At 48.4% G+C, this 22,265-nt stretch carries 22 protein-coding genes and 1 tRNA gene; 13 read left to right on the forward strand and 10 right to left on the reverse strand.

The genetic code is table 11. The features are described 5' to 3' along the window. Position 1: 1 nt before the first annotated feature. The 4 genes from ACKFKH_RS10600 to ACKFKH_RS10615 all read left to right on the forward strand — a co-directional run bounded on the left by ACKFKH_RS10600 (position 2) and on the right by ACKFKH_RS10615 (position 5,055). On the forward strand, positions 2–1,633 hold the full coding sequence (locus ACKFKH_RS10600) for a dipeptide ABC transporter ATP-binding protein (protein ID WP_446858251.1): 1,632 nt from the start codon (positions 2–4) through the stop codon (positions 1,631–1,633). 35 nt (positions 1,634–1,668) lie between these two features. Beyond that, positions 1,669–1,824 (forward strand): hypothetical protein, encoded by a 156-nt coding sequence (locus ACKFKH_RS10605; protein ID WP_446858252.1) that lies wholly within the window; start codon positions 1,669–1,671, stop codon positions 1,822–1,824. Positions 1,825–2,322: 498 nt separating this feature from the next. Further along, complete coding sequence (locus tag ACKFKH_RS10610) at positions 2,323–3,036, forward strand: glycoside hydrolase family 24 protein (protein WP_446858253.1); 714 nt, start codon at positions 2,323–2,325, stop codon at positions 3,034–3,036. Between the two features lie 759 nt (positions 3,037–3,795). Then, entirely contained in the window at positions 3,796–5,055 is a 1,260-nt protein-coding gene (locus ACKFKH_RS10615) for a Na/Pi cotransporter family protein (RefSeq protein ID WP_446858254.1), read from the forward strand. Positions 5,056–5,058: 3 nt separating this feature from the next. Here the strand turns inward: ACKFKH_RS10615 and ACKFKH_RS10620 are convergent, their stop codons facing one another. Further along, positions 5,059–5,505, reverse strand: a complete 447-nt coding sequence (locus ACKFKH_RS10620) for a hypothetical protein (RefSeq protein ID WP_446858255.1) — start codon at positions 5,503–5,505, stop codon at positions 5,059–5,061. A 318-nt stretch (positions 5,506–5,823) separates the two neighbouring features. Between ACKFKH_RS10620 and ACKFKH_RS10625 the strand changes: the two genes are divergently transcribed. Together ACKFKH_RS10625 and ACKFKH_RS10630 are read left to right on the forward strand one after the other, a co-directional pair. Next, positions 5,824–6,573, forward strand: a complete 750-nt coding sequence (locus ACKFKH_RS10625; RefSeq protein ID WP_446858256.1) for an HAD family hydrolase — start codon at positions 5,824–5,826, stop codon at positions 6,571–6,573. 5 nt (positions 6,574–6,578) lie between these two features. Further along, positions 6,579–6,941 (forward strand): MGMT family protein, encoded by a 363-nt coding sequence (locus ACKFKH_RS10630; RefSeq protein WP_446858257.1) that lies wholly within the window; start codon positions 6,579–6,581, stop codon positions 6,939–6,941. 43 nt (positions 6,942–6,984) lie between these two features. Here ACKFKH_RS10630 and ACKFKH_RS10635 read toward each other — a convergent pair whose 3' ends face one another. Next, positions 6,985–7,419 (reverse strand): hypothetical protein, encoded by a 435-nt coding sequence (locus tag ACKFKH_RS10635; protein ID WP_446858258.1) that lies wholly within the window; start codon positions 7,417–7,419, stop codon positions 6,985–6,987. A gap of 261 nt (positions 7,420–7,680) precedes the next feature. Between ACKFKH_RS10635 and ACKFKH_RS10640 the strand changes: the two genes are divergently transcribed. Further along, positions 7,681–7,752: transfer RNA gene (locus tag ACKFKH_RS10640), tRNA-Gln, on the forward strand. A gap of 127 nt (positions 7,753–7,879) precedes the next feature. After that, complete coding sequence (locus ACKFKH_RS10645; protein ID WP_446858259.1) at positions 7,880–8,650, forward strand: HAD family hydrolase; 771 nt, start codon at positions 7,880–7,882, stop codon at positions 8,648–8,650. A gap of 50 nt (positions 8,651–8,700) precedes the next feature. Here ACKFKH_RS10645 and ACKFKH_RS10650 read toward each other — a convergent pair whose 3' ends face one another. Continuing rightward, positions 8,701–8,865 carry a hypothetical protein gene (locus tag ACKFKH_RS10650; protein ID WP_446858260.1) on the reverse strand — a complete coding sequence of 55 codons (165 nt, stop codon included), beginning with the start codon at positions 8,863–8,865 and terminating at the stop codon, positions 8,701–8,703. Between ACKFKH_RS10650 and ACKFKH_RS10655 the strand changes: the two genes are divergently transcribed. Beyond that, positions 8,864–10,213: a DNA double-strand break repair nuclease NurA gene (locus ACKFKH_RS10655; protein WP_446858261.1), complete on the forward strand. Its 1,350-nt coding sequence runs from the start codon at positions 8,864–8,866 to the stop codon at positions 10,211–10,213. The genes ACKFKH_RS10650 and ACKFKH_RS10655 overlap by 2 nt on opposite strands. A gap of 36 nt (positions 10,214–10,249) precedes the next feature. On the opposite strand, the gene xseB is transcribed toward ACKFKH_RS10655, so the two are convergent. Then, positions 10,250–10,507, reverse strand: coding sequence for an exodeoxyribonuclease VII small subunit (xseB, locus tag ACKFKH_RS10660; RefSeq protein WP_446858262.1), 258 nt, complete (start codon positions 10,505–10,507; stop codon positions 10,250–10,252). 295 nt (positions 10,508–10,802) lie between these two features. Between xseB and uvrB the strand changes: the two genes are divergently transcribed. After that, on the forward strand, positions 10,803–12,806 hold the full coding sequence (gene uvrB, locus ACKFKH_RS10665; RefSeq protein ID WP_446858263.1) for an excinuclease ABC subunit UvrB: 2,004 nt from the start codon (positions 10,803–10,805) through the stop codon (positions 12,804–12,806). On the opposite strand, the gene ACKFKH_RS10670 is transcribed toward uvrB, so the two are convergent. From ACKFKH_RS10670 to ACKFKH_RS10680, 3 genes are all read right to left on the reverse strand, one after another. After that, positions 12,803–13,024: a hypothetical protein gene (locus ACKFKH_RS10670; RefSeq protein WP_446858264.1), complete on the reverse strand. Its 222-nt coding sequence runs from the start codon at positions 13,022–13,024 to the stop codon at positions 12,803–12,805. The genes uvrB and ACKFKH_RS10670 overlap by 4 nt on opposite strands. A gap of 10 nt (positions 13,025–13,034) precedes the next feature. Next, positions 13,035–13,694 (reverse strand): dual OB domain-containing protein, encoded by a 660-nt coding sequence (locus ACKFKH_RS10675; RefSeq protein WP_446858265.1) that lies wholly within the window; start codon positions 13,692–13,694, stop codon positions 13,035–13,037. Positions 13,695–13,775: 81 nt separating this feature from the next. Beyond that, the gene (locus ACKFKH_RS10680; RefSeq protein ID WP_446858266.1) at positions 13,776–14,681 is read right to left on the reverse strand and encodes a Uma2 family endonuclease; all 906 of its coding nucleotides are present in this window, start codon (positions 14,679–14,681) and stop codon (positions 13,776–13,778) included. Between the two features lie 267 nt (positions 14,682–14,948). On the opposite strand from ACKFKH_RS10680, the gene ACKFKH_RS10685 reads away from it, so the two are divergent. Continuing rightward, positions 14,949–15,935, forward strand: coding sequence for a glycosyltransferase family 2 protein (locus ACKFKH_RS10685; RefSeq protein WP_446858267.1), 987 nt, complete (start codon positions 14,949–14,951; stop codon positions 15,933–15,935). A 26-nt stretch (positions 15,936–15,961) separates the two neighbouring features. Here ACKFKH_RS10685 and ACKFKH_RS10690 read toward each other — a convergent pair whose 3' ends face one another. Continuing rightward, positions 15,962–17,704 carry a serine/threonine protein kinase gene (locus ACKFKH_RS10690; protein WP_446858268.1) on the reverse strand — a complete coding sequence of 581 codons (1,743 nt, stop codon included), beginning with the start codon at positions 17,702–17,704 and terminating at the stop codon, positions 15,962–15,964. Positions 17,705–18,043: 339 nt separating this feature from the next. Continuing rightward, a complete protein-coding gene (crtW, locus tag ACKFKH_RS10695; protein ID WP_446858269.1) occupies positions 18,044–18,829 on the reverse strand; it encodes a beta-carotene ketolase CrtW in 786 nt (261 codons plus the stop codon). A gap of 604 nt (positions 18,830–19,433) precedes the next feature. On the opposite strand from crtW, the gene ACKFKH_RS10700 reads away from it, so the two are divergent. Then, positions 19,434–20,252 carry an SDR family NAD(P)-dependent oxidoreductase gene (locus tag ACKFKH_RS10700; protein ID WP_446858270.1) on the forward strand — a complete coding sequence of 273 codons (819 nt, stop codon included), beginning with the start codon at positions 19,434–19,436 and terminating at the stop codon, positions 20,250–20,252. A gap of 147 nt (positions 20,253–20,399) precedes the next feature. Here ACKFKH_RS10700 and ACKFKH_RS10705 read toward each other — a convergent pair whose 3' ends face one another. Then, the gene (locus ACKFKH_RS10705; protein ID WP_446858271.1) at positions 20,400–20,639 is read right to left on the reverse strand and encodes a hypothetical protein; all 240 of its coding nucleotides are present in this window, start codon (positions 20,637–20,639) and stop codon (positions 20,400–20,402) included. Positions 20,640–21,117: 478 nt separating this feature from the next. Between ACKFKH_RS10705 and ACKFKH_RS10710 the strand changes: the two genes are divergently transcribed. Further along, on the forward strand, positions 21,118–22,182 hold the full coding sequence (locus tag ACKFKH_RS10710; protein ID WP_446858272.1) for a hypothetical protein: 1,065 nt from the start codon (positions 21,118–21,120) through the stop codon (positions 22,180–22,182). Positions 22,183–22,265: the final 83 nt, after the last annotated feature.

The following is a 22,265-nucleotide window of genomic DNA, read 5'->3' on the forward strand; positions in this document are numbered from 1 at the left end:
GATGAGCGAACCCTTATTCTGCGTTGAAAATCTGCGTGTGGCCTACCGCGAAGGGCAAAAGAATGTCGTGGATGATGTGTCCTTTGTCTTGCAGCCGGGCGATCGTCTGGGACTGGTCGGAGAATCAGGCTGCGGTAAATCCACATTGGGACGGGCCGCGATGCGGTTGCTCTCTTTGGATGCCAGAGTTGAGGGACGAGTCAGCTTTCAAGGAGATTCGGTTTTAGACCTGTCGCCTGCTCAGTTGCGTCGCTTTCGAGGAGAAGCCGTTGCTCTGATTTTTCAAGATCCGATGATGCGCCTTGATCCGTTGATGTCGATCGGCGATCACTGTCTAGAAACCCTCAAAGCCCACGAGCCAACCCTTTCGACAAAACAGGCTAAGGAACGCGCGATCGCCACCCTTAGCGCCGTCAACATTCCCGAAAGCCGCTGGTCACAGTTTCCCCATGAGTTTAGTGGAGGAATGCGGCAAAGAGTCGCGATCGCCCTCGCTCTGTTATTAAATCCCAAACTCATCGTGGCGGATGAGCCTACGACCAGTCTGGATGTCACCATTTCGGCTCAAATTCTCCAAGAACTGACTCGACTGTGCAGTGAGCGGAATATGGCACTGCTGCTGATTTCCCACGATCTGGCCCTGGTTGCCGAATATTGCGATCGCATCGCGGTCATGTACGATGGCAAAGTTGTCGAAACGGGCACGACACAATCCGTCTTTCAAGCACCTCAGCACGACTACACGCGATCGCTGCTCAACGCCGCCCTCCACCTTCAACAACAAGCCAAATCCGAGTCCTCACGCCTCACGCCTCACACCTTACCTATTCTGAAATTACAAAATCTCAAACAGCACTACGCGCTGGAACAGAATTTGCTCGATCGCTTGTTTTCTCAGACTGATCGAACGATCCGAGCCGTCGATGACATCACACTGGAACTCTACGCCGGGGAGACTTTGGGCTTGGTCGGAGAATCGGGCTGCGGAAAAAGTACGCTGTCACGAACGATTTTGCAACTGTTGCATCCAACCTCTGGGGGCGTGGAATTTTTGGGGCAGGACTTGACAAAGCTCGATCGCGCCCAGCTTCAACAACAGCGCCGTCAGATTCAGATGGTGTTTCAAGATCCGCACGCCTGTCTCAATCCTCGAATGACTGTTGGGCAAAGCGTGGCCGATCCGTTATTGATTCACCAATTAGCTACGCCAGAAAAGGCCAAACAAGAAGTCGAATCGATGTTAGAGCGAGTGGGCTTGTCGCCAGCAGAGTTTTACGATCGCTATCCCAATCAGCTTTCGGGCGGACAACAACAGCGAGTCGCGATCGCGCGTGCCTTGATTACTCGTCCCAAACTTTTGATCTGCGATGAGCCAGTTAGCATGTTAGACGCGACGGTGCAAACTCAAGTGCTGCAACTGATGCAAACGTTGAAAACCGAATTCGATCTAACTTATCTGTTTATTACGCATGATCTTTGGGTGGCGCGGTTTTTTTGCGATCGTATCGCCGTGATGAATGCCGGAAAAATCGTCGAACTCGGTGACACACAGACGCTCTTCAAACATCCACAACACCCTTATACTCAAGCGCTTCTCGGTGCGGCTCCCTTGCTGAGTCGAATGACGGGCTAGGGAAGGGAGGAGGGAGGAGGGAGGAGGGAGGAGGGATGAAAAAATTAGAACGATCGCTCTCCACAACCCAACCTTTCTATCTCAGAACGGAACGATCCGCTTCCACAACCCAACGTTTCTATTTCAGAACAGAACGATCGACCTCCAGCCATCCAACGTTTCTATTTGAGATCAAAACGATCCACTTCTAGAGTCCAACACTTCTATCTCAGAACGGAACGATCCACTTCTAGAGTCCAACGTTTCTATTTGAGATCAAAACGATCCACTTCTAGAGTCCAACACTTCTATTTCAAAACGGAACGATCCACTTCTAGAGTCCAACGTTTCTATTTGAGATCGAAACGATTCACTTCTAAAGTCCAACACTTCTATCTCAGAACGGAACGATCCACTTCTAGAGTTCAACACTTCTATCTGAGAACGGAACGATCGTGTTCTAAACAGCGTGAACTCAATGAATTTGCTGAACTTTGGATGAGAACCTCTGGCTAAAAGTCTCCCAAAGTTGGAGGGTTGGGGGCAGAAGCACCAAACAGCGAAGCAAAGAACGCTATCGAACTGAACATTGGACTAAAAGTGTCAACTTGGTGAACCGACCGTTAGAGAAGTGGTGACTGATGAGTTTAAGGTTAGAATGCTTCGGAGTAATTGGCTCTAGCACCGTTTTAGATACCTCATCGCAACCTATGGCAAATCCTGAGTCCAAACCAGATGGCTTAGAACAATTTGTTGGAAACCTGCTCGCTCGCAGTGTGATCTTGCTGGGCGTGATCTTTTTAGTGATGCACATGGCGGGAAAGCGTCCTTCTTCGTGGTTTGCAGATTCGGCCACTGGTGCCAAGGCTCCTTTGGTGATGCGCGGCGGCGATCCTTATATTCGGGCTTTGATGCGAACGATTTCGGCGAGTGAGTCGAATGTGCGTAGCCCCTACACGGTGATTTATGGCGGAGACCATATCAGCAATTTGAGCCATCATCCCGATCGCTGTGTGACGATCGTCGCGGGCCCCAACATAGGAAACTGCTCGACGGCGGCGGGACGCTATCAATTCATCACCACCACCTGGATTGAGCAAGCCCAACGCTATCACCCTGCCCCGCCGAGAATGTTTTTTTGGCAAAGTTATAGTTTTGAGCCTGAATATCAAGATCAAGTCGTTTATCAATGGCTAAGTGACTCGCAGGCGTGGGGTGTAGATTTGCGTCAGTTGCTCAAAAAAGGGAGAATCAACACCGTTTTACAGCGGCTCTCTGGCACCTGGACAAGTCTCGGCTATGGAATCGAAGACAATGCCAATACAGCCGAACTGCCCAGCATCTACAAACAAATGCTTCGAGAAGAATTGGGGCAAGCCGCATCGCGACCCCTTGCGGGCAACTCGAAGAGATCGACCCCCTAAAAACTGGTCACTTATTGCCTGGCGGTTCAAATCGCAGCGACGAGAACAAAATCCGCCTTCGCAAATTACAAACCCCTGAAGCCGTGAATTCGATGGGGACTTTGAGCCAAAAATCTTCTCTTAAAGTTCCCTAAAATTGGCAGCTTGGGAGGCAGAAACACGCAACGCCAAAGCGAAAAAATCAACTCTCTAATACCAAATCAATCTGTTAATGCTACAGATCCTTCGCCCCCTAAATCCCCCATTCTGGGGGACTTTGAAACCTAGAAAAGTCTTGACCTCTAGGGAACTCCTACATTCAAAGTCCCCCACTCGTGGGGGATTTAGGGGGCTGCAAGATCTGTAGCGTTCAAAGATCAATTTGGTATAAGAAATCATCCAAACTGACATCACTTTGAGCACTTTGTTGGGGATCAAATTACAATGATTAAGCTCAAGTTTAGAAGTCATTAACTTAGATTAAATAGAAGATTAAATAGAAAATAAGCTTTGGCTTCTAAACCAAATTAAATAGAAAACTACTTCTTTTAGAAGAGACTTAAAATCAATTTGATCTAATACTCTAATCCTATTGAACTGTTGTGCTTTTATTAGTTCAATTGACATTTATTTAACTCATAATCAGCACTTCCAAACAAGTTGTAGGGCTGAAGTTGTAAGACTTGGTATCTTGTTCATATTCTGACGGACTGTAAATCGATCGCACCCTTTTCACAACTGCAATAGAAGCTTTAACACAAGAAATTGTGAGGAATCATCATGTTTTTTCTCAAGCGATTGAATAGGAAAGTACTCAATTATTTAGCTATCGCGCTACTAACTCTAACGCTACTGATCGCGCCGCCATCCTTAAATTCTCAGACTTCATCTCCAAGCCTCACGTCGATCGCCGCTGCCCAATCCGCTCCCGAAAGCCAGCAAAAAGACGAACAAAAAGGGGAATCCAGCGGATCTAACAAGCCTGACCTTCCGCTCGACCAAAAAGAAACTAAAGGAATTGATTTCTTTAAGATGACAATGGGAGCGATCGCAGGGTTAGTCCTATTTATCTATGGCGTAACTCGACTTGCCGAAGGGTTAGAAGATGTCGGCGAAGAACGGATGAAAAATCTGCTTAGTAAGTTTACAACCAACCGATTTGCAGGCGTAGCTACAGGCATTGTCGCCACCACTTTTTTGGAGTCTTCATCTGTTACCATCATTCTAGTGATCGCGATGGTGAGTGCTAATATTCTCACCTTTGTTCAATCGCTGGGTGTTGTCTTAGGATCAAATATCGGGACAGCCGTTGGCGCACAGATTATTTCTCTCAACATTGGGCTATATATTCCCATTTTGATGTTTTCTGGAATGCTGGTTTTCTTTTTGGGCAAAACCTCTCATCAAAAATCTCTTGGCATTGTGCTATTGGGATTTGGCTTAATGTTTTATGGACTGGAAGCGATCGATACCGCAATGGAACCCTTCCGAGACCATGAACCCTTTCTCAACTGGATGGAGCGCCTGGGCCGCAATCCCTTTTTGGGCGCGTTGGTGGGAGCCATCTTTACGATCATCGTTCAGTCGTCTTCTGCAACGGTTGCGATCGTGGTCACATTGGCAGGCTCAGGGCTGATTGGTCTTCCGGCTGGCATTGCAATCATGCTAGGTGCAGAAGTAGGAACCTGTGCAGATACGCTGTTGGCGACGATCGGACGAGGCAGCCCCGCACTACGGACGGGAGTCTTTCACTTACTGTTTAATCTAGCCAGCGCCCTTGTAGGAATCTTATTAGCGCCCCAGCTTGCTCAATTGGCACAGGCGGTTTCGGGTAGCGATGTTGGACGACAAATTGCCAACGCTCAAATGATGTTTAATATCGTCGGCGTGGTTGCAGTCATTGGCTTTTTGCCCATCATCGCCCGCACCCTGGAAAAACTCATTCCAGAAACAGAAGCCGATCGCCAGCGTCAAGCGCGTCAAGCCGAAAAACATCAAGCCAACTCAAAAAGACGACAAGCAGAACCCGTTGCTAATTGAATTTCACAAACTGGTAAAGTCGATAGAAATGGGCTGACTATCAAATCTGAGATTTCCCTTGAGGCCGCGCAGCTTACCATTGATAACGTTTAGCGTTAGTTCACCGCTCATATCTGCGTCCCGATTGGCCGTAAATCCGCCACTTTGAATGGTCAAAATCGTCCGCCTATTCGATCGACTCAACACGCCTTCAAGCTGCATAACTCGACCGTTGCTTAAGTTAATCTGCACCGTTCTAGAATTGCCATTGGTGTAGCGGTAGAGAATATCCTGAATTGGAATCGATTGTTCCCGAAACTGAAAGCGGCCCTGACCCCGGTAACTCTGCTCAACTGAAGGATTCAAGGCACGAGAAGGAGCGATCGCCATTCCCGTAATCAAACAAGTCGAAACTGTTAAAACCGCCACAATACCACGAATAAAATCAGACTTGTAACCAGTTAAATTCATCACGCCTACGTCTTTTGAATGGGAAGGATATTCATTAAAGAATCGCGATCAAGAATAAGTATTCCGCAGGTTGGAAACATATTTTATTACTCTGAGAGTCAAAGTAATCATATAGAGTGCATCCTCTACAGAAGGATTTCGCAGCCGTTTGAAATGTACTCCAGTATGATGTTTCTCAACATCCAGATTCTCTACTTTCAAGAAGATGCTTGTCGTAATCAAAAAATAGCAACAAGTTGCAAAAACTGATACCAAACTAGATCAGCAATCTAACAAAACCAGAACGTTCATCCCTCATCCCTCATCCCTCATTCCCCCATGCCCCTCACCCTCATTTTCGACATTGATGGCACCCTGGCTGACACCGAACGAGACGGCCACCGAGTCGCCTTCAACCGAGCCTTTCAAGAAGCAGGACTGAACTGGGATTGGTCGATCGACCTCTATGGCGATTTGCTAGAAGTTGCAGGAGGCAAAGAGAGAATTCTGTATTACATTCAGACCTATGAGCCGTCGTTTGAGCCACCCAATGGACTGGAAGACTTTATCGAAACGCTGCACGACGCAAAAAGTCGCCACTACAAAAGTCTCGTGAGAGAGGGGGTCATGCCCTTACGTCCGGGAGTAAAACGGCTAATACAAGAAGCGCGTGAACAGGAAGTCAGACTAGCGATCGCAACCACAAGCAGTTTAGATAACGTTTTGGCTCTGCTAGAAACAACGCTCGGATCAGAAAGTCCCGCCTGGTTTGAGACGATCGCTGCTGGAGATGTCGTTCCTCACAAAAAGCCTGATCCTGCCGTGTATCTTCATGTCTTAGAAGTGATGAATTTGCAGCCTGAAACTTGTTTGGCGATCGAGGATTCTTATCAAGGATTACAGGCAGCCCTACAAGCAGGCTTAAAAACCGTAGTCACGCTAAACGATTACACACACCACCAAGACTTTTCGGGTGCAACTTTAGTGTTAAATCACCTGGGAGACCCCGACAAGCCGTTTGAAGTTTTAACAGGCAAAGCAGAAGGTTATCAGCAGTTTGATCTATCGTTAGCAAAGAGTCTCTTGTAGAAAAGGTGTCTAGCTACGATCGCATCTACACCATCGTCCGCCAAATCCCCTACGGACAGGTCGCCACCTACGGACAAGTCGCGCAACTAGCCAACCTCGCTGGAAGGGCTAGACTCGTCGGCTACGCGCTATTTCGAGTGGATACGCAATCCGACATTCCCTGGCACCGAGTCATCAACGCAAAGGGCGAAATTTCTGAGTCTCCGTTTCGCAATGGGGGAGATTATCTCCAGCGATCGCTCCTCGAATCTGAAGGCGTGCAATTCAATCAATCCGGTAAAGTCAACTTCAACCACTGTCGATGGCAACCCGATTTTGAGGAGTCAAGCGAAGAAATTGATGAAACGACTTTGGACTTTAGACATTAGACTTTGGACTCTTAAACTTCAGTCTCTTGTCTCTCTCCCGTCCTCAATCTTTCTCATTAAAAACTTCTAAAATCTTGCAGCAAAATCCCTTCAAACGTTCTCGAATCTCTGGAGTCGGACTACTCATCCCTTCAAAACTCCAATCCTGCACCGTAGAAAATCGCCATTGCTTGCCCTGATGATCAAACCCAGCCACTTCGACTCCGATCGCTCGTCTAGCCTTCATTTCTAAATCAGAATAAAACCGAATCTGCACCAAAATGCTGCGACTTTGAAACAGCCGACTCCGCCCCGGAAAGTGAAACCCCAAATCGATCGAGTCTGGATCGACTAACTCCCGCGTGTCTGGATCATTCGCCCAAGGCTTCAAATCGACCCGTGCATCCGGAAACTCTAATTTAAACAAGTTGACTACGGTGGCAATTTTGCTGGCAGTCTCAAGGTCGATCGCTTGTTCGGCTGCATTCACACTCGTCATCCTCCATCCAGCTTCTCTCCATTATTGTCGCCGTGTTGACGCTTTTCTAGCCTACGAAGACAGACTTCGCTCTTGTAGGCGCGGTTTGAACCGCCAGCTAGAATTAAGGGTGATTTAATTCTCGATCCTTAGCCCCTGATCGTAAGCAAATTAGACTGATTTTGGCGTACTGATCGCTACACTCGCCCTTCTTTCTGTCTTCTCAAATTTCCCTTGACACATTTCGCCAGAATACTGTTATATTAGTTTGTGGTCACGTATTGGGGCGTCGCCAAGTGGTAAGGCATCGGGTTTTGGTCCCGACATCCCTAGGTTCGAATCCTAGCGCCCCAGTTTTAGAAATCTTAACTTCCAGGATTCAAAGAGCGATCGACTTCTAGAGAACGCTATCTTAATCAATTTGTCGGTCAAGCTTGAGTTCTGCATGTAGTCTGAGATTGCAGCAGTTTGCAAACAAAAGATGACAGCGAATCCGACCATTCTCGCTTTGGACTTTGACGGCGTAATTTGTGACGGACTGAGAGAATACTTTCAGACGGCCTGGAAGGCTTATGCTCAAATTTGGCAAGATGCCACACCAAGAGAAGATTTAGCGCCTCTGTTTTATCGCCTGCGTCCTGTTGTCGAAACCGGATGGGAAATGCCTGTGTTGATCAGAGCGTTGGTGTTGGGCATCGAAGAAAGCGAAATTTTGCAAAACTGGGCAGCGATCGCCCTACAAATCACCACTAGAGACCATGTAGAAGCGATGCAGATCAGCGCACTGGTAGACGAGATTCGCGATCGCCAGATTGCCTCAGATCTCGAAGGCTGGCTATCCGAACATCGCTTTTATCCAGGTGTTTTGCAACGGTTGGCAGACGTGCTAGAGAGTTCAATTCAAACCGTGATCATCAGCACCAAAGAAGGGCGATTTATCCAACAGTTGCTCCGTCAGCAAGGCATTCAACTAACAGACGATCAGGTTTACGGCAAAGAAGTCAAACGTCCAAAATCCCAAATTTTACGAGAACTGATCGAAAAAAATGGCCCCGTCCCAATCTGGTTTATCGAAGATCGATTGAAGACCCTGCAAGGCATCGAGCAACAGGCTAACTTGGAAAACGTGACACTATTTTTAGCAGATTGGGGCTACAACACCGATCGCGATCGTCAGTCTATTGGAGCGAGCGATCGCATTCATCTTTTGTCACTTCAGCAATTTACTCAAGCCTTCTCAACCTGGCATTAGACCAGGCGATCAAGTGTACTGACTGCAAAAAGCGTCATAGAATTAACCCATCAGTCCATCAAAACAAAGTGAGAGATATCAACAACCTTTGAAACCGATGGGAACCATTCTTTCCTCCCTCCTCCCTCCTCCCTCTTCCCTCTTCCCTCCTCCCTCTTCCCTCTTCCCTCTTCCCTCCTCTCTCCTCCCTCCTCCCTCCGCTGCCCAAGTACCATGCTTGACCTGACCAAACTCGCACAACAAATGCAGGGCATCAGCCAACACCTCACGTTAGAGGCTGTGGCCACTCGTCAGCGACTAGAACGCGCCCAAGCTTTGATCGAACAGGCCCGCCTGCGTCAAACCGAACTCGTCGAACATCAACAAACCTGGCGTGATCGCCTCATCTTCACCGCCGCCGAACCTGTGGAACCGTTAGACACGCGAGTTGAAGTGGATGTGGCTCCGATCGCTCACACGGTCATCGCCACCGATGGATCTCAAATCGCCCCCAGCCATCACGAAATCGCCTACTGCTATCTGATCAACGTTGGGCGCATCGTTTTGCACTATGGACAAAGCAAACTGCCCCTACTAGACAGCCTTCCCGAAGTTTTTTATCAACCAGAAGATCTCTATGTTTCGCGGCAGTGGGGCATTCGCACCGAAGAATGGATGGGCTATCGACGCACCGCTTCTGAAGCAACTGTCTTAGCAGAATTAGTAACGGCGATCTCTTCGAGTTACCCGCAAGGGGTCGCTTCGAGTTACCCGCAGGTTGCGACCCAAACATCGGCCAATCCCAAAACCAGAACCTCACCCCTCACTCCTCACTCCTCATCCCTCACTCCTCATCCCTCACTCCTCACTCCTCACTCCTCATCCCTCACTCCTCACCCCTCACCCCTCACTCCAAAGCCTCCGACGTTAGCAATGGTGGATGGCTCACTGATTTACTGGTTTCTTGAACCGATGCCCACAGAGGCTAGAAATTTGATTCTCACGCCAATTTTGCAAGCCTGGGATCAGATGCGAGAGGCCGGAGTCCCGATCGTCGGCTACATCAGTGCGTCTCGAAGTGGTGAAGCGTTAAACTTTCTCAGGTTACAGAGTTGTCCTTATCTTGCGCCCGATTGCCCAACTCACTGTGCTGATAAAACGGCTCGTCCGCCTTGTCAGGTGCTTGATCCGCTCAAAGACACTGCACTCTGGGGTAGACTGCTCGAACCTGGACAACGCAGCCCTCTGTGGCAAAGCTCCGCTCGCATTTTGGATCTGTATGGAGAACATGCAATTCATTTTTGCTATGTGCATGTCGGCAGCGAGATTGCCCGTGTCGAAGTCCCTGCCTGGGTTGCACAAGATCAGACGTTGCTCAATTCGGCTTTGAGTTTGACGTTGGCGCAGGTGCAAAAGGGATATGGCTACCCCGTCGCATTGGCCGAAGCGCACAATCAGGCCGTGGTCAGAGGGGGCGATCGTTCTCGCTTTTTTGCACTTTTAGAACAACAAATGATCCGTGCTGGACTGCGAAATGTGGGCACCTCCTACAAAGAAACGCGCAAACGAGGCAGCATTGCTTAAAGGATTCAGCTTCCCATTCATTACGTCTTCATTACGTCAAAATTCTTGCTCGTCGGTCAGCGTCTCGATCAACAAATCAACTTGTTTTTGGCGTTGGGCTAAAAAGGATTCACATTGACGCAGTGATTCAACCGCCGTTGAGAAGCGATCGAAGACATCCGCGAGATCCAATTCACCAGACTCGATTTGCGTGAGAATTGACTCGACTTCGGCAACGGTTGCTTCATAGTTCCAGTCAGTTTCGGCCCGATCACTTGGTTGAGAAGTGGCGTTAGACTTAGGAGAATTTTTCATCAGCGCCCGAAGCAAAATAAGGAACAATTGCTTTTTCTTTATAGTCCAGATTTACTAAAATTGCTGGTCAGATTTGCTGCAACCGCTTGAGAATTCTTAGCGTGCATTTAGAAATTCTGCCAAAACAAGGCTGAAACGATCGACCTACAATAGAGAGAGAAAACTCAGTTCGTCTGACTATGACAAAGGTGAATCTGAACCCAGGACGCAACTCAGAACCTTAAAGACGACGCTGATGCCAACGATCGGTTGTCAAGTTTGAGCCAAACACCGCAAATTCAGACTTTTTAACAACATGCCAGACTTTCACATTCAAGCCCCTTTTGAGCCAGCAGGCGACCAGCCTCAAGCGATCGCTCACCTCACCCAAAATCTGAATGAACGTCACCGCTACCAAACTCTAAAAGGCGCAACGGGAACCGGAAAAACTCATACGATCGCCCGTGTTGTTCAAAATGTGGGCAAACCGACGCTCGTCTTAGCGCACAACAAAACCCTGGCGGCACAGCTTTGTAATGAGTTGCGGCAGTTTTTTCCGGATAACGCGGTCGAATACTTTGTCAGCTATTACGACTACTATCAGCCCGAAGCGTACATCGCCGTCAGCGACACGTTTATCGAAAAAACAGCTTCGATTAACGATGAAATTGATATGCTGCGACATTCGGCCACGCGATCGCTATTTGAGCGCAAAGATGTGATTGTCGTCGCCTCGATTAGCTGCATTTATGGGCTGGGGATTCCGTCGGAGTATTTGAATGCGTCGATTCCGCTCAGGGTGGGCGAAGAGATGAATCAGCGTCAGATTTTGCGAGATTTGGCCTCGGTTCAATATACGCGCAACGATCTCGATTTGGGTCGCGGCAAATTTCGCGTCAAGGGCGACGTGTTAGAAATTGGCCCCGCTTACGAAGATCGGATCATTCGAGTTGAATTCTTTGGCGATGAGATTGATGCAATTCGCTACATTGATCCCGTCACAGGGGCAACGCTGCAAAGTATGGAGGGCGTAAACATTTACCCCGCTCGTCACTTTGTCACCCCCGAAGATCGATTGGAGGCGGCCTGTGATGCGATCGAAGCAGAACTCAAAGAACGCTTAGAAGAACTCGAAAAAGATGGAAAATTACTCGAAGCGCAACGATTAGAGCAACGCACTCGATATGACTTAGAAGTTCTGCGAGAAGTTGGTTTTTGCAACGGCGTTGAAAACTATTCGAGACACTTAGCAGGACGAAAAGCAGGAGAGTCACCGGAATGCTTAATCGATTACTTTCCAAAAGACTGGCTGCTCGTGATCGACGAATCGCACGTAACGCTACCGCAAATCAGAGCGATGTACAACGGCGATCAGGCGCGCAAAAAAGTATTAATCGATCATGGATTCCGATTGCCCAGCGCTGCGGATAACCGTCCGCTTAAAAATGAAGAGTTTTGGGAAAAGGTCAATCAGTGCATCTTTGTGTCTGCCACCCCTGGCGACTGGGAACAGAATATTTCTGACGATCGTATTGTCGAGCAGGTGATCCGTCCCACAGGCGTACTTGATCCCGAAGTGTTTGTGCGTCCGACTCAGGGGCAAGTGGATGATCTGCTGGCTGAGATTCAAAATCGCGTCCCAAAAAATGAGCGGGTGTTAGTGACGACGCTAACCAAACGCATGGCAGAAGATTTGACTGAATACTTTCAAGAAAGAAGTGTCCGAGTTCGTTATTTGCACTCAGAAATCAACTCGATCGAACGCATCGAAATTCTTCAAGATCTACGAGACGGCGTGTTTGACGTACTGATCGGCGTAAACCTGCTGCGGGAAGGATTAGATTTGCCAGAAGTTTCTCTAGTCGCCATTTTGGATGCAGACAAAGAAGGATTTTTGCGAGCGGCGCGATCGCTGATCCAAACGATCGGTCGAGCCGCACGACACATTCAAGGTCAGGCGATTCTCTACGCCGACAACATGACCGACAGTATGATTCAGGCGATCAGCGAAACCGAACGACGGCGCGAAATTCAGCAGGAATACAACGAAAAACACGGGGTTACGCCTCAGCCCATTACTCGTCGAGCCGCCAACTCGATTCTGTCATTTTTGGAGGTGTCTCGTCGCCTCAACGCCCAAGAACTCGATCAAGTCTACGAGCAAGCCGATGACATTCCCCTCGAAAATATTCCTAATCTGATTGTCCAACTCGAAGCGCAGATGAAAGAAGCAGCCAAGAGTCTAGAGTTTGAGGAAGCCGCAAAATATCGAGACAAAATCAAACATCTGCGAGACAAAATGCTGGGGAACCGAAATTAAATCAGGGGGCGGTGTAGGGTGACCGCGATCGCATTCAAAGATTTGGTGAGTGTTAATTTAACGTGAATTCGATAGAGTTTTTTCGCTTCGGTATTTAACGCTTCTGCCCCCCAACCCCCCAAATCTGGGGGACTTTCGGACAGGATTTCTTGCTCAAAGTCCCCCAAACTTGGGGGATTTAGGGGGCGGCCTAGAGTGGCTACAGCGAGGAATTTCATCGAATTCACGTTAAATTAACTCGATCGCTCCCGTAATCAATTTCCAACAGGGATCATCTCCTTGCCATCCGGTTGTAGGTCGGTGCGGCATTCCCAAACTGACAGTGACGAGACAGGGCGTTTGTAGAAAATCATCTGCCTCCAAACGATCGATCAACACGGGATCAGTAATAATCGCATTCGTTAAAATCTTTCCTGTCTTGGTCACGAGCGATCCTTTCCACGATCGTCCGCCTTGGTCCTTGGGCTTACTGCTAACCGAGAATTCTTGAGCATAGACAAGTTGAACGGTGCGCCTTTCTGAAAGTGGAAGCGCGTTGAGCGCCGTCACCGTCACATACTTCTCAGCGTTGTGTAAGATCTCAGCGTCATGACTGCAATAGTGCAAAACGTCCGCTGGGGCAACTCGCCCGACTCGTTTCCAGACTCCCGGCAGGAGCGATCGATTTTCTAACGCTGTCTCACTCGGCTCTTCTTTTAAAGGAATCTCCAACACATCCAAAATCTCAGGCTCTTGACCATCAATCAGTCTCATGTCGGGGGTAATTCGCCCATCCGCCAAATCAGAAATCGGACGAATCCAGCTACCTGTTGTAGGGTCAATCCCCGCAATGCAGCGATCGCCATATTTCAAAGCGTTAGCAAGACAGATGATCTGAGTCATACGCATCAGGATTTCACCAATCTAATTTTGACGAGCTACTGAATCTTTATCCCCATCCCTCCTCGCAGTGCGGAACAAAGTTCTCCCTCATCCCTCATCCCTCTCGTTCAAGTCGATCCCCATCTCTCGCAGTCTTGCAGCCAACTCATCACTGCGTCTACGTTCTGCCTCTAGCTCGATTAGAGCAGTCTCCGCACGTTGGCGTTCTGCTTCTAGCTCCGTTAAGGCGGTCTCTGCACGTTGGCGCTCTGTCTCCGCACGTTGGCGCTCTCGATCGCGCAGTTGAGCTAACTCTGTAAAACCTAAAAACCTGTCTCCATCAGGGCGATAAATCTCCAAAGTTTCTGAAGTTATCTCAAACCGAATTCCCAATAAAGGACTTGTCCAGCCTGACGCTTCTTCGATAATTTCGAGTTGTTCGCCCCGCTGCCAGCCAATTAGCTCATTATCGTCAGGGTCATAGACGTAATACTCGGCAACCTGGTGGCGATCGTAAAACTTGAGCTTCTTCACCATTTCCTTGAGCCGATTGCCTGGAGACAAAATCTCAAATGTCACTTGAGGAGGGAGGTTGTCTTCTTCCCACTGTTTATATGACCCGCGATCGCCCTTGGGTCTGCCCATGACCACCATGACATCAGGAGCCTGGCAAATCGTGTTGTCGCCCTCGATCGGATACCACAGCAAATCACCTGCCACAAATATATTGGGATCGTCAACAAACAGCAGTTCTAGATTTTCTTTGATCGTCACAATCCAGCGAAACTGCTTGGTATTATCTGCCATCGGTCGCCCATCGCTGTCTGGGTAATGAATCTGAGAAACGGTTTTGAGGAGCGGCTGCATCATCACTATCACCAAAGGCGCGACTTCTTGTAGCAAACTCAAAGCGACCCCTTGCGGGTAACTTGATGAGATCGCAGGTAACGTCTCCCCTGCATTGTGCCATTTCTGCCTGAAAGATGGGAGAGAGACGATCGCAAAGAAATTCATCTTGTAGAGAAGAGCAAACTCTACCTAAAGATGGGGTCTGTTCTCTCTGTCAGATGAGGTTGAATGCTCAATTGTCCAGCACTCTAAAGAAGGTACACAGAGACATTTTGCTCCAATTACCAAAATTTAATCTCTAGATAACCAGAAGCTTCAAACATCCTGTCAGACTGTGATGCGGGTAACATATAATCCCAGTATTTATGTCTACAATGTCATGGAGAAATCTTTCTATATCTTCCACAAGCGATAGTAGTCGGAGAACTTCCATTGAACCAAGGCTCAGATCGAGGAGACAGCACCCCCGCTGCAACCATTTCCGTTGTGATTCCAACGGCCAATCGACACGAGACGATCGCTCAAGCAGTTGAGAAAGTTTTTGAGAATACCATTCAACCTTTTGAGGTGATTGTGGTTGATCAAAGTCAAAATTGTTTGACTCGCGATGCCCTGGTAGATTTCATCCAAGCTAACAAAATTACTTATCTAAAAGACGAAGGCTCAGGCGCTTCTAGAGCTAGAAACATTGGTTGGAAAAATGCGTCAGGTGAGATTATTGCTTTCACCGATGATGATGCTCAGGTCGATGCTCAATGGTTACAAAATATTCGGGACACGTTTACTCAAACTGACCTCAAAATCGGTATCCTTGGCGGCAAGATCATCCCTTGCTATGAAGACAAAAACCCTAACTGGAGCATTCCCACTCAATGGGAACATCTCTTGCCTGCTTACGATCAAGGAGATGAGTTGAGCCTCTATCCCGAACACACCTTACCCGCCTGTGTGAATTATTCAATTTGTCGATCGCTCTTAGAAAAATTCTCTGGATTTGACGAAGATTTGGGGCCCAACAAAAGTCGAGAAATTCAAATTTATGGAGAAGACAGCGAACTCGCACTTCGCCTCAAACAGAGTAATTACAGTCTGGTTTATAACCCTGCTTGCGTGGTCTATCATCCTGTTCCTTTAAGCCGACAAAGCCAAAACTTCCTTAACAAAAGGCTGCTTTCGGAAGGAGCGACTTATGCCTATATGAGGATTAAGGCAAAGAGTGATCTATTAACTGATCTGACAGCGCTCTCCAAAAGCCTGGTGCGCTATGCATCTCTGCTACTGATTGGAAACCGAGGTGGCGAGCTTCACTACTTACAAGGAAAAATCTTGATCATGCTCAAGTACGGTCTTCTCAAGCAGCGCCCTCAGACTTCGCTAAAGCGGATACGTGAGATCAGAGGAGATGCGTTTCAAGCGTGAGTATAAACTCAAAAGCTCAACCGCAATTAAGGGCGAATTAAGTGTTGCTCCGATCGCCGATTGTTGTTAAACACTTTAACCCGCTGCATCAATCCGTACACCAGCAAAAATCCCAGCGGCAGACCTGACCCCGCCATCGCAACCGGAACAACCGAAGCCGAAAATCCAAACGTCAGCCCCAACCCCAAACTTACCCCAAAGGCAGTCGTTAGCAGTGAAATGAGCGTTGCCGCTTCTGGTTTGATTTTGCGGCTGACAAAGTGTTCGACAACAACGCCAGTCGCTCCCCCCAAAATGCCTCCGCCCACAAACCCGATCGCTACTCCTGCTAAGAGGGCGGCTCCCGGTAGGGCGATCGTCTGCGTCAGCGCAATCAGAACCGTCAAAACGCCCGTGGCTACGCCCGCAATCACCCCTGCATTTGCGCCAGAAGATGCCCCCGCGACAGACAACATCCAGGCGGCGACCTCGCATCCAACGGCGACCCCAGCAGCAGTGCCCAAAATCACTCCAGAGGAGGCTAAAGCCACGGTTCCGGTAATCAGAGCGATCGACGAAATTAACCAGGCAGTCGAGATCGCAAAAGCATTGAGAACCACCAGCGGCACCATTGTTGCACTTCTAAGCTTGAGACGAATCGGACTAGTGCGAATGTGCAGAGTCAGCGTATAGGTTTGAGTAGCGGTATTGGCGTGTAAAAGCAGCTTGCGATCGTAGAGTTTGTTGGGAATCAAGCGATCGCTATGAATCGAAATCTCACAGTCTGCGTGGTTACTTTCAAACTGAGCAGGCGCAACGGTGATCCAGGGGTGAGCCTGATCACTCGGATGGGACGCAACCTGCCATCTGCCCTGCAATAAAGTATCAGGGATCAGATTGGTGACAGTCACCGTTTGGGTTAAGACTTCTCCGGGTCGGTTGACCGTAAACTCTAGCGTAGACTGACTCAATCGAGCATCTGGCAGCCGCATGGGGTGATCAGGCAGCGCTTCTAAGGCCACTTTGGCATTTGAAAATCGAGCCTTGACGCTGGGTTCGACCATTTTTTCTAGCCAGTTTGTCCAGGATAAACTCAGTTTTGGCACCAGATGTTTGAAGCTGACTCGATAGGTGATGTCGATTAGATTTCCGACTTCGGTCGTCTTGGTTTTGGTTAATAGACAGATTAGCGTAATGCCCAACCCATAGAGATCAGACGCTTCGGTTAGCTGACGGTTAAACAACTGTTCGGGGGGCATAAAGCCGAGAGTGCCTTTGACGACGCTACTCATGCCCACTTCGCCATCGCCAATCCGCGCAAAGCCAAAATCTACCAGGTAAACATTGAGTTGATCATCGACCAAAATGTTTTCTGGCTTAACATCTCGATGAATAACGGGGGGAATGCGATTTTGCAAATAAATCAGAATCTCCAGGGCAGAAATCGCAATCTGTTCAACGTCACTGGGGCTAAAACTTCGCACTTCAGCCAGAGAGTCCGCATTTTTGAATTCTTGCACCATGCAAAACCCACTATCGCTGTGAAACGAACTCAAATAGTGAGGAATGCCATCGTGATGCAGCCCGCGCAAAACTTGAATTTCACGATCGTAGCTATCAAAGTCTGCCCAATTAGAACCCGCTCTCGCAAACTGAAACTGCTTAATCACCACCTGTTTGCCAGTTGCAATCTCGGTAGCAAGATAAGTTACACGACCTCCAGCACGGTTATGACCTAGTTCTTTTTCGACTTGGTAGCCGTGCTGAGAGAACTCCGGGAAGTCATTCATGAGTCAGTTCTAGCGAGGGGCATCAGCAGATTAGGCACGATTGAAACCTAATTTTACAAACGCAGAAACAGATTGGTTCAATCGCAGCGTCCTTTAAAAGGGAAGCACAAGAGCACTAGATTAGCCAACCCCCTTCAAGAAGAGTTCAAGTTAGAACCGACAAGCTCCAGGCATTTCTAACCAATGAGTTTAGCAGTCAGCCTCTCTTAATTCCCAGGGCAACGGTTGAAGAACCAGTCTGGACTGAAGAACTATACCCACTCTTTTATCCCTTTTCAGGAAAGGAAAGAGGTTCTCCCCCATCCAGGGAAATGGTTACAAAACTCATAGTGAGGTCTACTAGACTGCTGCTTGACGATCGCGGTGCAATTCAGGAAGTCTCCACCAGGGCACGTTAGGATTTTCGTGATGTTCTTCGTGATAGCCGAAGTGGTAGCAGGTGATAAAGGAGACGAAACTATTCCAGTTAGTGCTCTGGGCGCGCGTTTCAGTTTGGTAGCCGCTTTCAGGCTCGCGGTGCGGCAGGTAGGTTCCAAAGAAGAAGAGCTGTAGGGAACTGGCGATCGCTGGGGCCACCCAAAACCAGTTGAGGTTAGCTTCTGGAATGTGCAGCAAAAAGCTCATTATGTTGTAAATCACCATCAGTCCCAGCAGGCGCGTCCAACTCCAGTAGCGGAACATGAAGTAGAGATACCAGGCGAAGAAGTTTTTGTGCTTGCCATTGTGAAAGTCGGGATCAGTTTCACTCGCCGGACTTTGATGGTGTAGCCAGTGAGTTCGGATCATTTTTTTGTAGGAGAAAAGCGCATAGCAGATCAGCGCGATCGACCCCATTAGATTGTTAAGTTTGGGATTGTGCGGAGCAACGGCTCCATGCATTGCATCGTGAGCAGTAATAAACAAACCTGTGTAGAGAAAGGTCTGCCAGACTGCTAAAGCGATTCTTCCCCAGAGTGGTACTCCATCAAGGTCGATCGCCAACAGCGTCAAGAGACTGATCGCCCAAACGCCCATCACCAAAACCGCGACAAAAACTCCACGCTGGGAAGGCTGACTTACAAAATTAACACCTGCGCCTTTGGCGATCGGTTGGGGCTGCATGAGTGCCTGATGAGATTGAAACACACTGTTACTCCACGAGAGATTGCATCAAAACTTTTAGGCCGCACTAATCTGATTGGCTCCCGTTGCCGAGAGTTTGTGATCGACGACTTTGAGTGATAAGAGATTGAGATTTGTGAGCGGCTTTTCAGAGGAACTACCCAACTCACAATCAGGGCGCAGAATGTCTAAAAGGCCGGTTTATGCAGCAATTCACTATTCCAAATCTTCACAAATTTTAACATTGCTTGGTGATTCGCGGCCGTCCATCTACAGGAAGGAAGTACGATCGCCCTGATAAGGTTAATCCGTCTGCACGTAAAAGCGTGGGTTTGAGTGGTTTCCTGTATGGCCCTTAATAAACTTTTCTGAACGCTTTCCATCCTATAGGGTGAACCTGAGTGCGCTATCCCCCTGGGGAACTAAAGCACCAACGCCCCCAAAGACAGACATTTCAAATACTTAAGTTAAGGTTCTCTTTCTAAGTGAATGCAACTCAATTATCTCTAACTTTTCTGTGTGGAATACGACCCTTTTGAGCCATCAGAATCTAACAAAAGTAAGACGATTTCTTGAGCTAATTCGGCAAACTAATGGATAATATCTCTTACATTTCGATTGCAGAAATATGGCTTCTACAGTTCTGATTACAGGGGCTTCTCAAGGAATTGGTAAAGCGATCGCGCTGCTATTTGCTCAAAAGGGTTACAACACAGTATTAGCGGCTCGAAATAGCGATCGACTCTTTGCATTAGCGCAAGAACTCAAAACATCAAGTCACGCTACATTGGCAGTTCCGACTGATGTGAAAGATCCTCAACAGGTCAAAAATCTTGTCGATCAAGCGTTGTCAGAATTTGGATCGATCGACGTATTAGTCAATAACGCAGGTATCTACATTTCGGGGCCCGCCGAAGCCTTCTCACTGGATGACTGGCATCAAGCGATCGACACCAATTTGTGGGGCTATATTCATACTATTTACGCTCTACTCCCTCATCTGCTGGAGCAAAAAAGCGGCACCATTGTCAACATTAGTTCGATCGGGGGCAAAGTGCCGATTCCTTATCTTGTCCCTTACAGTACGGCTAAGTTTGCGGTTACAGGTCTGACCCAATCCCTGCAATCAGAACTTTCACCCAAGGGCATTACGGTTTGTGGAATCTATCCCAGTATTATCAAAAGTGACTTTTTGGAGCGGGCTATCTTTCGGGGTAAGGATGCGGCTGACCAGAGCGATCGCCGTCAACAGGTTGAGCAAGTTCTCAGTGTGCCTGTAGTCGAGAAGCCTGAAGATGTCGCCAAAGCCGTTTGGGAAGCTGTAAAACACAAACGAACAGAGGTGCTTGTCGGCTCTGCTAATCCTTCTCTCGTGTCCAATCGGCTTTTTCCTGATTTGATGCAGTGGGTGATGCGTCGGACTTTTAAGAATAGGGATGAGGCATGAGGGATGAATAGAGACTTTTAGTTTTGACGCAGAAGGCAGTTGCTAGGTTGAGAAACTCTTCTGGTTTGGGAAGGCAGACCTCGTCTCGATAGGTACGGTTTTGACCGCCAGCCACGATTACCGAAGTCAGCCCTACCCTTTCATCAATTATTCTTGGTGAATGACTTCTCTATCAACTTTGGCAGGTTTTAGAAAAAGCCAGCTAACGAAAAAGAACGACGCTGTAAAAAGTTGAACGATGTCGAGAGCAGAGAGGTAACCATCCGAAAAGGATGCGATCGTGCGATCGGTGATGCCAAACAGCCAGCACGAAACTCCCAGGAGCCAAATCCCATTTTTGAGACTTGAGACGAACGCAATCAGATCGGACGTTTGTTGACGAGTCATTTCGGCTCCTTTTGATCAGCAAACGGGTAGGTTGATGGGTTGATTAACCAATTGACACCGTTGCCCGTTGATGCGTCTATGTTACGAAATATTTCCAAATCTTGCCATAAGTCCACAGATGTACATGGAGATCTCCTGACTTATGGAGTGCTCGTTTAAGTTAAAGAGATTCAGGTCGTTTAGAAGGTGTTTTTGAAGCTAAAAAGCTTACCCAACAAGCATCTCACGAGTTTTAGCCGAGTGACATTTTTCGGCGATCGCCCTCGTATACCTTGTCACTTCTCAAACTTTTGGATCGAGCTTTAACGGATGCACTTAAATGGTTTGAGTAAATTAAGTAAGGTTCTGTTCGTGAAATTTTGTAGGCGAAACCTGGCTCACGGAGGTCGATCGCGCCTCTGCCCACTACAATTTTGTTTATCAGGGCAGTCTCAAATCTTCTGTCAACTTTTCCACTCCTCTTATCGCCCCCTGAGTTATGCGCCGCCAATCTTCGCCTGCTCGTCGCTATTTAATCGCTCGACTTCGCCCGCTGACCCGTCCTGTCTTTTGGGCACCTGCGATCGTCTTGATGCTGGTCATGCTTTTTACGTGGGAGTTTTGGACGCGACCCGAATTTTTGAGTTATTTGGGAATTCAATCAGGCGCTGAGACCGATGAGAATGCGCTTTCGGCAGAAGATCGCGCGATCGGCGCAGATATTGACACTTTGCCGCTGTTGCTCAATGATGTGGGCATTTTGGCCAATCCTGCGAGTCCCGATCAGTCTGGGGCAACTAAGTCAGCCCCTCAACCTACAAATTTGGCCAATCTGCAAGGCATTCCGATCGCAGGTTCTACGACCAATCAAGCTCAACCCAATCAAACTCAACCCAATCAAACTCAACTCACCGCCGGACTCTTTGGCAATTTAGGCAATTCACCGATCCCGCTACAGCGATCGGGTTTCCCCAACTCAGCCAATAATTCAGGCGGACAGCAGCCTTCTGAGCAAACGCCCTTTGCTACTCAGCAGATCTTCTCAACTAATAATCTGCTTACTCCTTCTTCAATGCCCAGCCCGCTACCTCAAAGTCCCCTGCAATCTCCCTTGACGACTCCGCCTAATGCCACAACGGCCGAAAATCGTCCCCCCTTGACTCCTTCTAGTTTTACTGCTGTCCCTGGGTCAGGCGCGCCGATCGAAGGCACTACCAGTCTGGGCAGTTTTGGCGTTAATGCAACGACTCCCAACAATGCCTCCGCTACCAACTCCTTCACCAACTTAGTCGAAGGGTCTCAGCCGATTTCTGGTTCACAAAATAGTTTGTCTGGTGGGACACCTGCGACTCCTTCGATCGCGCCCCCTCTTCAATCCAGTGCGCCCCAGTTCAATCCTGGACAACTGCTTCCAACTCCAGGATTAGGAGCCTCACCCGACGCTTTTGCGCCTCAACCTTCGACCCAGGTCATTCCTGCAAACAACATTCCTCTGTCTGCCCCTCGCCCGATCCCAGGTCGGTTTATCGGTGGCGGACAAATTAACACGTTTTCTAATCCTTAGACCTTAGACAAGAGACCCAAGACTTGACCCTGCTCTATGTAAAGTCTAAAGTCCAAAGTCTCTAGTCTCTTCTCTAAGTCAAA

This window comes from Phormidesmis sp. 146-20 (genome assembly GCF_052939475.1).